The sequence below is a fragment of the Microbacterium horticulturae genome (assembly GCF_029094505.1).
GTDB lineage: Bacteria > Actinomycetota > Actinomycetes > Actinomycetales > Microbacteriaceae > Microbacterium > Microbacterium horticulturae.
In genome coordinates this window covers 276283-288955 of the sequence record NZ_CP119108.1, presented here as the reverse complement: position 1 = coordinate 288955, position 12673 = coordinate 276283, and the positions used below count along the sequence as shown (strand labels likewise).

Sequence of the window (12673 nt, the reverse complement as noted above, 5' to 3'; positions counted from 1 at the left end):
CATCTGCCGGCCGAGAGAACGGGTAATCCCCACCTCCTCAGCCGGCAGATGTCCTCTCGCGGTCACATCGGTCGCGTACGCCTCCGGTCGACGCGTGGGGCGGCGGGGTGGATGTCGCAGGCCCGGCATAGCCTGGAGGCATGGCCACCAAGCGTCCCACCGCCGCCCCCTATCGCTGCACGGAGTGCGGGTGGACGACCCTCAAGTGGGTGGGTCGCTGCGCAGAGTGCCAGCAGTGGGGCACAGTGGTCGAAGCAGCCGAGCAGACCGGCATCGCGGCGCGCAAGGTCTCCGCCGCCGCACCGCGGCGCAGCGCGCAGCCGATCACGATGGTCGACACCGCCTCGACGCCTCGACGCACGAGCGGCCTGGCCGAGTTCGACCGTGTGCTCGGCGGCGGCGTCGTGCCGGGAGCGGCGATCCTTCTGTCGGGCGAACCCGGCGTCGGCAAGTCCACGCTCCTGCTCGAGGTGGCGGCCAAGTCCGCCGGTGCCGGCAAGCGCGTGCTCTATGCGAGCGGAGAAGAGTCGGCGGCCCAGATTCGGCTGCGCGCCGAACGCACCGGCGCCCTGCACGACGAGCTGTTCCTCGCGAGCGAGACAGACCTCGCGACGATCCTCGGCCACGTTGACGAGGTCGAGCCCGAGCTGCTCATCGTCGACTCGGTGCAGACGGTGTCGTCGTCGCTGTCCGACGGCATGGCCGGGCACCCCAGTCAAGTGCGCGAAGTGGCGGCCAGCCTCATCCGCGTCGCCAAGGAGCGCGCCTTGCCGGTCGTGATCGTCGGGCACGTCACGAAAGACGGGTCGATCGCCGGTCCGCGCATCCTCGAGCATCTGGTCGACGTCGTCGCGCACTTCGAGGGCGACCGGCAGACCTCGCTGCGCTTCCTGCGCACGCTGAAGAACCGCTTCGGTCCGACCGACGAGGTGGGATGCTTCGACATGACCGGCACCGGCATCGAAGAGGTCCCCGATCCGAGCCGGCTGTTCCTCGGCAGCGGCAAGCCGGTCGCCGGCACGTGCATCACGATCGCGCTCGAGGGCCGGCGCGCAATGCCCGTGGAGGTGCAGGCGCTGACGGTTCCGGCATCCGGACCCAATCCTCGCCGGGTGGTGAGCGGGGTGGATGCCTCGCGTGTAGCCATGATCCTGGCCCTGCTGGAGAAGCGGGCCGGGGTCAACCTGTCCAAGCATGATGTGTACGTGTCGACGGTCGGCGGCGTGCGACTCGTCGAGCCCGGCGCCGACCTCGCCATCGCAATCTCGTGTGCCACGGCGCTGCGCGATCACGCGGTGCGGCATGATGTCGCCGCGATCGGTGAGCTGAGCCTCTCGGGTGAGATCCGGCCGGTCACGCAGGCGGCGCAACGGCGAGGCGAAGCGCACCGGCTCGGCTATCGCACGTTGATCGACGAGAGCGCCTCGTCGATCAGGCAGGCGCTGAGCCTCGTGAAGGGCACGGCGACGATCACCGCCGACGACGGCGTGCCGGTGTTCTGAGGCGCGCGGCCCCGCGCGGCAGCGCCGCGCGTCAGGCGTCGAGCGCCGCGATCAGGTCCGCCGGCGACGCCTGCATCGGATGCGGGCCGGCGATGTCGAAGAAGACCGTCGTGATCTCGTCCCCGTGCACCTCGAGGAACGCCCGCAGCCACTCGGGTGAGTGCAGCCCGACTGCCTTGGGCATCGCCTCGGGCTTGTGCAAGGCATCGCTGAACAGCAGCAACGCCACCTGCCCCGTCTTCGGGTCGCGGAACGTCCAGACCTCACCCGTGTCGCGCGGATCGTCGCGAGCGCCGGGCCGCATCAGCGGCACGACGGTCGGGCCGTGCCGCAGCGCGAACGCGACGGCCGCCATGTCCTGCGTCTGCAGAGCGTCGGCGAGCTGAGTGTTGCGGAACTCGACCTCGGGCTTCTTGCCGCGCTTCTTACCGGATGCCACAGATCCAGCGTAATCGCGCGCGACCGTGCACGCAGACAGAAAGGGACCCCCTCGAGCCGCTCATTGGGGACTGGACGACTCGAGAGGGTCCGGGACGCCGTGCGCGCGGTGACGGCTCGCTGGGGACGAACCTTGTCGCTGCTGGGGACAGCTCCACCGCGCATTTGCGCTCGACGTGTACCTACAGTCTAAGGGAACTTCCGACCGGCTTGGTGTCCCCCTTTTGGGGGACACGGGGCGCTGTGCGGTGAGAAATCGCTAATACAGCTGGAAGATGGCGTCGTCGATCGAATCGATTCCGCCGATCTGGACCGACAAGTGGTAACTCGCGCCACCACCGGCGGCCTGCGGACGGTTCTTCGCCTGGCAGGTCGCCACCGATGACCTCGTGCGGTCCCAGGTGATCGGCTGCGAGCTCGACACCTTCTGCCCCGCGTTCAGCACGACGAGCATGTCGCTCGGCTCGCTCTGGCAGTCGGTCGAGCGCCACCAGGTGTCGCTGCCGCTCGTGATCGTGAACACCTGTGCGCTGGTACCGACGTTCAGCGTGCACGGCTCGTCGCTCTCGTTCACGAGTTCGATCGACAGCTGGGGGTCTTCCCCCGATGCATAGCTCTTCTTGTCGGTGACGGCCTGCACGGTCACGTCGTTGGGCGTGCACGCAGCGGCGGTCACGCCCGGGCTCGGCGTCCTGGCGGCGGACGGGGATGCCGCATCCGTCGCCGCATCGGTGGTTCCGGGGGTTTCAGCCGTCGTGTCATCCGGCGTCGAGGTCGGTGTTCCCGAGACCCCATCGCTCGGCTCCGGCGACGTGGAGATCACGGGCAGGATCGGCTGGGCGTCCTGACCTTGCGCATCACCGGGTTCAACGGCCGCACCGCTGCTCCAGGGCCGCGCGATCAGCAGCCAGACCACCGCCGCGATGATGATGAGCACGAGCAGCAGCGCAAGACGTCGCCGCCGATACACCGCGGGCGAATGACGACGTGCTCTGCCAGGCGAACTGCTCACCCCGCCAGGCTAAGCGGCCGTGCGGCCCCGCTACCGGCGACGCGCCCGCCGATGCACCGGATTCACAGGTGCTTGAGCATGCGGGTGTTGCCGAGCGTGTTCGGCTTCACATGCGCGAGATCGAGGAACTCCGCGACACCGGCGTCGGGGCTGCGCAGCAGCTGCGCGTACACGTCCGGGTCGACGACGTGCTCGCCGATCGGCGCGAATCCGTGCCGGGTGAAGAACGAGACCTCGAAGGTGAGGCAGAACAGGCGCTCGAGCCCGAGCTCGATGGCGCGCGCCTCGAGCACCTCGACGATGCGCCCGCCGATGCCTTCATGCAGCCGGTCCTCGCGCACGAGCAGCGTGCGGACCTCGCCGATGTCCTTCCAGATGACGTGCAGGGCGCCGCATCCCAGCACCTCGCCCGCCGACTCGGCCACGACGAACTCTTGCACGGCCTCGTACAGCGAGACCATCTCTTTGCCCAGCAGAATGCGCCGGGCCACGAGCGGTTCGAGCAGCCCGAACATTCCCGGCACGTCGGAGGTGCGGGCCGGCCGGATGACGATGTCGCTCACGGTGAAGAGCCTACGTCGCCGGTGGCGCGTCGCCGCGGTATTGCGCGCGCGTCAGCCCTTCCAGACCGTCTTGAGGTTGCAGAACTCGCGGATGCCCGCGGCGGCCAGTTCGCGACCCACGCCGGAGTCCTTGACGCCGCCGAAGGGCAACTCAGGAAACGACGCTGTCATGCCGTTGACGAACACGGCGCCGGCGTCGAGCCGGTTGATGAACCACTCCTGTTCGTCCGCATCGGTGGTCCACACCGCCGAACTCAGGCCGAAGGTCGTGCCGTTGGCGACGGCGGCGGCCTCCTCGCGGCTGGCCACACGGTAGATGGATGCCACGGGCCCGAAGGCCTCCTCGAGGTACAGCCGCATCTCGGGCGTGATGCCCTCGAGCACGGTCGGCTCGAAGAACCAGCCGTCACGGTCGGGCACGGTGCCACCGGTGCGCACGGTCGCCCCCTTGGCCACGGCATCCGCCACCTGCGACTCGAGCTCGTCGCGGCCCGATTCGGTCGCGACCGGGCCGACATCGGTCGACTCGTCGAGAGGGTCACCGACGGTCAGGGCCGCGACCTTCTCGGTGAACAGGCGCACGAACTCGTCGTAGACGTCGGCGTGGACGATGAACCGCTTGGCGGCGATGCACGACTGGCCGTTGTTCTGGTTGCGGGCGGTGACGCCCACGGTCGTGGCCTTCTCGAGATCTGCGGAGGGCATGACGACGAACGGGTCGGAGCCGCCGAGCTCGAGCACGACGTGCTTGACCTCGGAGCCGGCGATCGAAGCGAGGGAACGGCCGGCGGGCTCCGAACCGGTCAGGGTGGTCGCCTTGATGCGCGGGTCCCGCAGCACGGATTCGACGCGGGATGCCGGAATCAGCAGCGTCCGGAACGCACCGGACGGGAACCCGGCGCGATCGAACAGGGTATCGAGGTAAAGAGCGGCCTGCGGCACGTTCGACGCGTGCTTGAGCAGCCCGACGTTGCCGGCCATGAGCGCGGGACCGGCGAAGCGCAGCACCTGCCACAGAGGGTAGTTCCACGGCATCACGGCCAGCACGATGCCGATCGGGGCGTACCGCGTACCCGCAGCCGACGCGTTGACCTTGGCGGGGTCGGCAAGCTGCTCGGGGGCGAGGAACTCCTCGGCGTTCTCGGCGTAGAAGCGCAAGCCCTTCGCGCACTTGAGCACCTCGGCGCGGGCGGCGGCGATGGGCCTGCCCATCTCGATCGTGATGAGACGACCGAGCTCGTCGGCGTCGTCTTCGAGCAGTTGCGCTGCCTTGTTCATCCACTCCGCGCGCTGCGCGAAGGTCGTGTCCTTCAGCGCCTCGAACGCGGCCTGCGCCTCGGCGATGCGCCGATCGACCTCTGCGTCATCGTGCGCCTCGAAAGTCTTCTCGACCTGTCCGGTGGTGGGGTTGATCGTCGCGATGGCCATGGGTCTCCTTCGAATACACGCCTGCCCGTCAAGCCTAAGCGCTCACGGGTGCCCGGAGCCCTGCGGTGCGCCGATGGGAGGCATGCGTGCACGCACGGCACAGCACCCCGCAGACACGCGCGCACAGCGTCGCCGCGCACGCACGCAGCCCCGCAGCGATCACCAGTCAATCGAAAGCGGCCCCGTTCCGAGAAACGGGGCCGCTCGATCCGGCGGCTGACTCAGCTGCCGGCGATGATGTCGGGCGTCGCGCCGATCTGCTCGGGCGCGCCCACACCGACCGCGACCTTCTCGCCGCGCGGCGCGTGCTCGAACACGAACTGGCCGTTCTCGGCATCCACCTTCACGTGATCGCCGGAGTTCAGTTCGCCGTGCAGAATCCGCTCGCTGAGCTGATCCTCGATCTCGCGCTGCATGGCGCGACGCAGCGGGCGCGCGCCCAGCGTCGGGTCGAAACCGATCTCGATGAGCTTGTCTTTCGCGGCATCCGACAGCTCGATGGTCATGTCGCGGTCGAGCAGGCGCTCGCCCAGACGCTTGGTGAACAGGCCGACGATCTGGCGCAGTTCGTCCTTGTTCAGCTGCGGGAAGACGATGATGTCATCCACGCGGTTGAGGAACTCGGGCTTGAAGTGGCGCTTGAGCTCTTCGTCGACCTTGCCCTTCATCCGCTCGTATGAGGTCGTCGAGTCGCCCTCGACCTGGAAGCCCACGGGGCCTCCGGCGATCGCCGACGAGCCGAGGTTCGTCGTCATGATGATGACCGTGTTCTTGAAGTCGACCACGCGACCCTGACCGTCGGTGAGGCGACCCTCTTCGAGAATCTGCAGCAACGAGTTGAAGATGTCGGGGTGGGCCTTCTCGATCTCGTCGAAGAGCACGACCGAGAACGGCTTGCGGCGCACCTTCTCGGTGAGCTGGCCGCCCTCTTCGAACCCGACGAACCCGGGAGGGGCACCGAACAGCCGCGACACCGTGTGCTTCTCACCGAACTCGCTCATGTCGAGCGAGATCAGCGCGCCCTCGTCGTCGAACAGGAACTCGGCGAGCGCCTTGGCCAGCTCGGTCTTGCCGACGCCGGTGGGGCCGGCGAAGATGAACGAGCCCGACGGACGCTTCGGGTCCTTCAGCCCCGCGCGCTGGCGGCGAATGGTGCGGGCGAGGGCCGAGATGGCCTCTTCCTGACCGATGACGCGCTCGTGCAGGGCCTTCTCCATGAAGACGAGCCGGCTCGACTCCTCCTCGGTGAGTTTGAAGACGGGGATGCCGGTGGCCTGTGCCAGAACCTCGGCGATGAGCCCCTCATCCACCACAGCGGTGGTCGCGACATCACCCGAGCGCCACTGCTTCTCCAGGCGCAGACGCTCGGCGAGCAGCGACTTCTCCTCGTCGCGCAACGACGCGGCCTTCTCGAAGTCCTGCTCCTCGCTGGCCTGCTCCTTCGTCGTGCGCACGTCGGCGATCTTGTCGTCGAGTTCGCGCAGCTCGGGCGGGCTGGAGAGGATCGACAGCCGCAGGCGAGCCCCGGCCTCGTCGATCAGGTCGATCGCCTTGTCGGGCAGGAACCGGTCGGAGACGTAACGGTCCGACAGGTTCGCAGCCGCCACGATCGCGCCGTCGGTGATCTGCACCTTGTGGTGCGCCTCGTACCGGTCGCGCAGACCCTTCAGGATGTTGATGGCATGCGGCAGCGTCGGCTCGTTGACCTGCACCGGCTGGAAGCGGCGCTCGAGCGCGGCATCCTTCTCGAAGTGTTTCCGGTACTCGTCGAGCGTGGTGGCGCCGATCGTCTGCAGCTCGCCGCGCGCGAGGAGCGGCTTCAGAATGGATGCCGCATCGATCGCGCCCTCGGCGGCGCCCGCGCCCACCAGGGTGTGGATCTCGTCGATGAACACGATGATGTCGCCGCGGGTGCGGATCTCTTTGGTGACCTTCTTCAGGCGCTCTTCGAAGTCGCCGCGGTAGCGGGACCCGGCGATGAGCGAGCCGAGGTCGAGCGAGTAGAGCTGCTTGTCCTTCAGCGTCTCGGGCACGTCGCCCTTCACGATCGCCTGGGCGAGGCCCTCGACGACCGCGGTCTTGCCGACGCCGGGCTCGCCGATGAGGACGGGGTTGTTCTTGGAGCGGCGGGAGAGGATCTGCATGACCCGCTCCGCCTCCTTCTCGCGCCCGATGACGGGGTCGAGCTTGTTGTCGCGGGCGGCCTGGGTGAGGTTGCGGCCGAACTGGTCGAGCACCTGCGACCCGCCCTGTGCGCCCTGCGCCGACTCGTGTGCGGCGCCCGAGACGGCAGCGGGCTCCTTGCCCTGGTAGCCGCTGAGCAGCTGGATGACCTGTTGGCGCACCTTGTTCAGGTCCGCGCCGAGCTTGACGAGCACCTGGGCGGCGACGCCCTCGCCCTCGCGGATCAGACCGAGCAGGATGTGCTCGGTGCCGATGTAGTTGTGGCCCAGCTGCAGCGCCTCGCGCAGGCTCAGCTCGAGCACCTTCTTGGCGCGCGGCGTGAACGGGATGTGCCCGGTCGGCTGCTGCTGACCCTGGCCGATGATGTCCTGCACCTGCTCGCGCACTGCGTCGAGCGAGATCCCGAGCGACTCGAGCGCCTTCGCGGCGACGCCCTCCCCCTCGTGGATCAGGCCCAGGAGGATGTGCTCCGTCCCGATGTAGTTGTGGTTGAGCATCTTCGCCTCTTCCTGGGCGAGCACAACCACGCGACGGGCTCGATCGGTGAATCTCTCGAACATCTCTGACTCCTCCGGACGCACACTTCTGGCGCCTTGCTTCGAGCGTAACGAGAGCTCGCGGGCCACGTCGCGCTGTTCGCTGGGGGCATAGCGGTGTGACGGTGTGCGGCGAGCACGCTGGGCCGCGGCATCCCGCCTCCCGCTCCGCTCCTCCGCCCGCGTTTCGTTCAGTCGTCACGGATGACTATTTCTGCGCGCCACAGCCGTAATCTGCGACGACTGAAATTGCGACTCAGACTTCGGTCGTCGCAGATGACCGTTCTGTGCCGGGAAATCGGTAATCCGCGACGACTGAAGTACACAGTGGATGCCGCGAGCCGCGCAGAAACGACGGCACGGGAAGCCGCGAGCCGCGCAGACCCCTTGACGCGCAGCATCCACCGCCCTTATCGTTCTTCGATAACAACGACTATCGATAAGGAGACGTCGTGGGCTCATTCTCGTGGGTGCACCTGCTGGTGCTGCTCGCCGTCGTGGCGATCATCGTGCTGGTCGTCGCGCTGGCGCTGCGCGGCTGGCGGCGGCGCGGCATCGACACCACTGTCGGCATCACCCTGTCGGGCGCAGCGATCGTCGCAGCGGTCTCGCTGCTGTTGGCCATCGGCACGGTCATCACGGTGCTGGCCTCGGACTCGGTGCACTTCACGATCCCGGTGAACGAGTATTGGCCGCCGCTGCCCGACGGCGTCACTGTCACGACGTCGGCGCACCTGGAGAGCGGCGGCTTCACCTCGGCCGACGTCTGGGTCACCGGGGCGAGCACCGCCGCGCGCGTGTTCTGGGCGCTCGGGCAGGGCATCGGCTACCTCGTGCCCGCCGCGGTGGCTGCGCTCATTGCCATCACGTGCTTCCAGCTGCTGCGCGGCGTGCCGTTCGCGCGCATGGTCGTGCGCGCCGCGCTTGTCACCGCGGTCATGGTGCTCGTCGGCGGAGTCACGGCCGACGTGCTCAGCCAGATCGGCGGCAGCATCGTCTCGCACGAACTGCTGTCGATGACCGCGGCATCGTGGACCGATCCGCAACAAGATATCGACGCGCTTCTGCCGCAGCCGACGATGTCAGTGATGATCCCGTTCTGGCCGATCGGCGCCGGGCTCGGCTTCGCCGCGCTGGCCGCGGTGCTCAAGTACGGCGCTGTGCTGCAGCGCGACACGGAGAGGCTCGTGTGATGACCACGACCACGCGCGAGAGAAGCGATTCGGCCACCGTTCTGGCGATCGGCGTCATCGCCGCGGTCGCCACCGTGTGGTGGGGAGCCGATCGCGCCTACTCCACGTTCCGCGCGCCGCTGGGCATCGCCTGGCACATCCAGATCGACGAGATGCCGGTCAACGCGACGGTCGGTTCGGCGACGGGCGACGTCTCCGCGATCGTCGGCGAAGGCACGGTCTTCGCCGAGCACGTCAATGCTGTGTCGATCGTCATGATCATCGTGTCGCTGGTCGCTTCGATCCTGACGGCGCTCGTCGTTATCGGATGCGTCATGTTCCTGGCGCGCAGCGCAATGCGCGGCACGCTCTTCACTCGCCGCACCGCGCGCGCCTGGGATGTCATCGGCGGCGCACTCGTCGCCGGCGGCGTGCTCATGCTCGTCGGCGACACCCTCGGCGGCAATGGCGTGCTTGCTGCCCTCGGCCTTCAAGATGCGGATGTCGCCCCCTCGGTCGGCTTCTGGGGATACGCCCCGATGTGGGCCGTCGGCTGTGCGTGCGGGCTGATCGGCATCGCGTACCGCCGCGGGCTCGCGCTTCAGCGCGACACCGAGGGGCTGGTGTGATGGGCTACGTCGACTGGGCGTTCCTCGCAACCTGGCTCGGCGCCCCGTCGCTGGTCGTCATCGTCATCGTCGCCCTCGCCGTCTTCGCCGGGAATCGCACCAGCCGTGCCGCACGGCGTGCAACAGCCGTGGTCGCCGCAGCAGCCGGCGCGGCCTCGCTGCTGCTCGCCGCATACAGCGCGACGGCGATCGTCAGCGTCGGCATCCAGGCGTTCACCTCGCCGACGCGGTTCTTCACCGACGTTGCTCTGAGCAGCACGGAGGCGCCCGACTTCGTGCGCGACACGCCCGCGATCGTCGACGGCGGCTACTCCACGCTCTGGCTCCAGGTGAAGGGGGTGGATGCCGCAACCCGCTGGGCCCTCTGGCTTCAGGACGCGCTGCCCTGGGTGGCCGCCCTCGCCGTAGCGATCACGATCGTCTGGCTGGCACTCCGCGTGCTGCGCCGGCGACCTTTCGGGCGACGCCTCCCGATCGCGATCGGCATCAGCGCGATCGCGGTGCTCATCGGCGGCATAGGCACCCAGGTGTTCGACGCGATCGTGCAGAGTCGTCTGATCGACTTCCTCGGTCCAGACGGCACCACCAGCGGATGCACCTCGGAGGGCCTCTGCGAAAGCATCGGGAGCGCGCTGAGCCTCGACAGTTCGCCCGTCTTCTGGGCGCTCGGGTTGGCCCTCGTGGCCGCGGCGTTCCAGTATGGTGCCACCCTGCAGCGTGACACGGAGGGGCTCGTGTGACTCCCGCCGACGAGGACGAGCTCACCGGCATCCATTGCCGGCTCGACGAGCTGCTCGCCGAACGCGGCATGACCCTGACCCGCCTCAGCGAGCTGGTCGGCGTCTCGATCGTGAACCTGTCGGTGCTCAAGAACGACCGCGCACGGGCGATCCGCTACTCGACGCTCTCGGCGATCTGCCGCGCGCTCGACTGTGAGGTCGGCGAGTTGCTCGTGCGGGCGGACTGAGCCGCGGCATCCCGTCCCGTCCCGGGCCACTTAGCATCGAAGAGTGACCGAGTTCGTGTTCAATCCGCGGCGCGATGCGACCGAAGATGCCGGCGACGACGCGCGCCCGCGCGACCTCGTCGATCGCCCTGAGATGTTCGGGCGCTGGGGCAAGCCCATGCGCGCCGCCGCGGGGGTCGACCCCACAGACGCACGGTTCATCGCCGCGAACCTGCAGCACTGGGTCGCGAACGCGATGCGTGAGGAAGTGCTCATGCTGCGCACGAACCTCGCGACGCTGCTGCCGACGCTTCACACCACCTCGCCCGAGGTCACGCTCGACCGCATCTCGCGGCTGCAGCATGGCGACGAGCCGATGCGCCTCGACGACCTGCTCGTGTTCGCGCGCCGCTTCGACAGCGTGCGCGACATCCTCGTGTCGGCATTCGGCGACGCGTCACGGCCGGCGGTGACGACCAAGCCGCCCGAAGAGGGCGGCATGGGCCCCGTCATCACGACCGGGCGCGGGCGCTCTGCCGGTTGAGGTTCGGCGGGCCGGGCTTCAGCGGGCCGCGCGTTGCGCGAGCCTCACGCGGCGGCTCCCGAACCCGTACCCTCGTTCAGTCGTCACAGATGACGACTTCACGCGCCGAAAACGGTAATCCGCGACGACCGAACGAATGCATCGAGTTTTCAGTCGTCACAGATGACGACTTCACGCGCCGAAAACGGTAATCCGCGACGACCGAATCGCGAGCGGGTGCATGCCGCGAGGGGTGGATGCCGAGAGCGGGTGCATTCCACGACCGAAACGACGAGAGCGGGTGGAAGCCGCACCCGAAACGACCGAGAGCGGGGTGGATGCCGCGACCCGGCGCGCTCGCAGACAGCAACGAAGCGCGGGCCCGACACCGCGACAAGCACGAGCCTGTGGATAACCGAAACGGCGGTCGCGGCATCCATGCCACAGTGTCTGCATGCCATCGGACGACCTGCCGCCGACTCTCGGCGCCGCGTTCGATGTCGTCGCCGCTCGCAGCGCCGGAGTGAGCCCCTCGCGCCTGCGCCGCCGCGACCTCGAGCGCCCGTTCTACGCCGCGCGCAGCGTCATCGGCGCGTCGCTCATCGTCGACGAGGAGGCCGATGCCCGGCGCGCGTATCCACGCAGCGCGGCGGAGAAACGCATCCACCAGCGCGCGATGCAGTTCGCCGCCGTAATGCCCGACGACGCCTTCTTCGCCGGCGTCACCGCCGCGGTTCTGTGGGATGCTCCACTCCCGAAGCCGTTACTGACAAGCACCGATGCTCATCTCGACGTCGGCGTGATCTGGCCGCACCGGGCACCACGCCACAGCGGCATCACGGGTCACGCCCTTCGCCGTCCGCTCGTGCACACGGTGGCGCACCCTGTCTCAGGGCTGCGGGTGACATCGCCATCCTCGACGTGGGCGATGCTCGCGACGGTCCTGCCGCACCCCTACGACCTCGTCGCGGCAGCGGACTACTTCGTGCGGGTCATCGACCACCGTTCAGCCGACCGAACGAACCAGTCGCGCCGCCACTTGCGACGCTGAAGCAGCTGACGTCTGCCGTGGACGCCGGCCGCCGCCGCGGCATCCACCATCTGCGGGACGCACTCCCTCGTGTGCGCACGGGTTCAGCGTCACGCCCCGAGACCTGGACCCGCTTGACCCTCATCGACGGCGGGCTGCCCGAACCCGTTCTCGACCATGATGTTCTCGACCACGCGGAGCGATTCGTCGCACGCGTCGACCAGGCCTACCCGCAGTGGAAGATCGCCATCGAGTACGAGGGCGCGCACCACAACACCGATCAGCAGTGGGAGAGCGACATCGAGCGGTATGCGCGCCTGGAGGCTGCCGGCTGGCTCGTCATCCGCGTCTCGCGCACGCTGCTCTTTCAGCATCCCGACCTGCTCGTCGCCCGCGTGCGCGACGCGATCGTCCGCCGGTCGCGCTGAACGCTCGCGCACGCGCCGTGCCGCGGCATCCATCGTCCCGTTGCCCTTTGCGCGCGCGACGCGAGTCTTCAGTCGTCACAGATGACCGCTTTCGAGCGCTGAAATGGTCATCTGTAACGACCGAAATCGCCGCGCGCCGTTCGGTCGTCACAGATGACCGTTCTGGGACGTGAAGACGGTAATCCGTGACGACTGAATGAGAGGGGTGGATGCCGCGGGCCGGCGCACCCCGCAAAGCCGCGGGATGCCGCGGTCCCGCGCACCCCCGCAAAACGACAAGCG

13 protein-coding genes are annotated in these 12673 nt (G+C 68.4%); 8 read left to right on the top strand and 5 right to left on the bottom strand.

From position 1 onward, the window contains the following. Nucleotides 1–140 precede the first annotated feature (140 nt). Nucleotides 141–1502, top strand: a complete 1362-nt coding sequence (gene radA, locus PU630_RS01345) for a DNA repair protein RadA (RefSeq protein ID WP_275278558.1) — start codon at nucleotides 141–143, stop codon at nucleotides 1500–1502. Between the two features lie 31 nt (nucleotides 1503–1533). Here radA and PU630_RS01340 read toward each other — a convergent pair whose 3' ends face one another. The 5 genes from PU630_RS01340 to PU630_RS01320 all read right to left on the bottom strand — a co-directional run bounded on the left by PU630_RS01340 (nucleotide 1534) and on the right by PU630_RS01320 (nucleotide 7687). Further along, nucleotides 1534–1941 carry a dehydrogenase gene (locus PU630_RS01340; protein ID WP_275278557.1) on the bottom strand — a complete coding sequence of 136 codons (408 nt, stop codon included), beginning with the start codon at nucleotides 1939–1941 and terminating at the stop codon, nucleotides 1534–1536. Nucleotides 1942–2199: 258 nt separating this feature from the next. Next, nucleotides 2200–2952: a hypothetical protein gene (locus tag PU630_RS01335; protein WP_275278556.1), complete on the bottom strand. Its 753-nt coding sequence runs from the start codon at nucleotides 2950–2952 to the stop codon at nucleotides 2200–2202. Nucleotides 2953–3014: 62 nt separating this feature from the next. Next, on the bottom strand, nucleotides 3015–3467 hold the full coding sequence (locus PU630_RS01330) for an amino-acid N-acetyltransferase (protein ID WP_275280146.1): 453 nt from the start codon (nucleotides 3465–3467) through the stop codon (nucleotides 3015–3017). A gap of 99 nt (nucleotides 3468–3566) precedes the next feature. Beyond that, nucleotides 3567–4943, bottom strand: coding sequence for an NADP-dependent succinic semialdehyde dehydrogenase (locus PU630_RS01325; protein WP_275278555.1), 1377 nt, complete (start codon nucleotides 4941–4943; stop codon nucleotides 3567–3569). A 221-nt stretch (nucleotides 4944–5164) separates the two neighbouring features. Further along, entirely contained in the window at nucleotides 5165–7687 is a 2523-nt protein-coding gene (locus PU630_RS01320; RefSeq protein WP_275278554.1) for an ATP-dependent Clp protease ATP-binding subunit, read from the bottom strand. 428 nt (nucleotides 7688–8115) lie between these two features. Here PU630_RS01320 and PU630_RS01315 point away from each other — a divergent pair, with 428 nt between their 5' ends. The 7 genes from PU630_RS01315 (at nucleotide 8116) to PU630_RS01285 (ending at nucleotide 12391) form a co-directional block, all read left to right on the top strand. Further along, nucleotides 8116–8856 carry a hypothetical protein gene (locus tag PU630_RS01315; protein WP_275278553.1) on the top strand — a complete coding sequence of 247 codons (741 nt, stop codon included), beginning with the start codon at nucleotides 8116–8118 and terminating at the stop codon, nucleotides 8854–8856. Continuing rightward, nucleotides 8856–9464 (top strand): hypothetical protein, encoded by a 609-nt coding sequence (locus PU630_RS01310; RefSeq protein WP_275278552.1) that lies wholly within the window; start codon nucleotides 8856–8858, stop codon nucleotides 9462–9464. The genes PU630_RS01315 and PU630_RS01310 overlap by 1 nt, the downstream gene beginning before the upstream one ends. Further along, entirely contained in the window at nucleotides 9464–10204 is a 741-nt protein-coding gene (locus tag PU630_RS01305; RefSeq protein WP_275278551.1) for a hypothetical protein, read from the top strand. The genes PU630_RS01310 and PU630_RS01305 overlap by 1 nt, the downstream gene beginning before the upstream one ends. After that, the gene (locus PU630_RS01300) at nucleotides 10201–10431 is read left to right on the top strand and encodes a helix-turn-helix domain-containing protein (RefSeq protein WP_275278550.1); all 231 of its coding nucleotides are present in this window, start codon (nucleotides 10201–10203) and stop codon (nucleotides 10429–10431) included. Before PU630_RS01305 ends, PU630_RS01300 begins: the two co-directional genes overlap by 4 nt. Nucleotides 10432–10474: 43 nt before the next feature. Beyond that, nucleotides 10475–10954, top strand: a complete 480-nt coding sequence (locus PU630_RS01295; protein ID WP_275278549.1) for a hypothetical protein — start codon at nucleotides 10475–10477, stop codon at nucleotides 10952–10954. A 433-nt stretch (nucleotides 10955–11387) separates the two neighbouring features. Further along, nucleotides 11388–11984: a hypothetical protein gene (locus PU630_RS01290; RefSeq protein ID WP_275278548.1), complete on the top strand. Its 597-nt coding sequence runs from the start codon at nucleotides 11388–11390 to the stop codon at nucleotides 11982–11984. A gap of 17 nt (nucleotides 11985–12001) precedes the next feature. Next, nucleotides 12002–12391, top strand: coding sequence for an endonuclease domain-containing protein (locus PU630_RS01285; protein WP_275278547.1), 390 nt, complete (start codon nucleotides 12002–12004; stop codon nucleotides 12389–12391). The last annotated feature ends 282 nt before the right edge of the window (nucleotides 12392–12673 follow it).

Bases quoted from the DNA above. Each gene is read 5' to 3' on its own strand.
- radA (WP_275278558.1), top strand. From the start codon at position 141: ATGGCCACCAAGCGTCCCACCGCCGCCCCCTATCGCTGCACGGAGTGC.
- PU630_RS01330 (WP_275280146.1), bottom strand. From the start codon at position 3,467: ATGTTCGGGCTGCTCGAACCGCTCGTGGCCCGGCGCATTCTGCTGGGC.
- PU630_RS01325 (WP_275278555.1), bottom strand. From the start codon at position 4,943: ATGGCCATCGCGACGATCAACCCCACCACCGGACAGGTCGAGAAGACT.
- PU630_RS01320 (WP_275278554.1), bottom strand. From the start codon at position 7,687: ATGTTCGAGAGATTCACCGATCGAGCCCGTCGCGTGGTTGTGCTCGCC.
- PU630_RS01310 (WP_275278552.1), top strand. From the start codon at position 8,856: ATGACCACGACCACGCGCGAGAGAAGCGATTCGGCCACCGTTCTGGCG.
- PU630_RS01305 (WP_275278551.1), top strand. From the start codon at position 9,464: ATGGGCTACGTCGACTGGGCGTTCCTCGCAACCTGGCTCGGCGCCCCG.
- PU630_RS01290 (WP_275278548.1), top strand. From the start codon at position 11,388: ATGCCATCGGACGACCTGCCGCCGACTCTCGGCGCCGCGTTCGATGTC.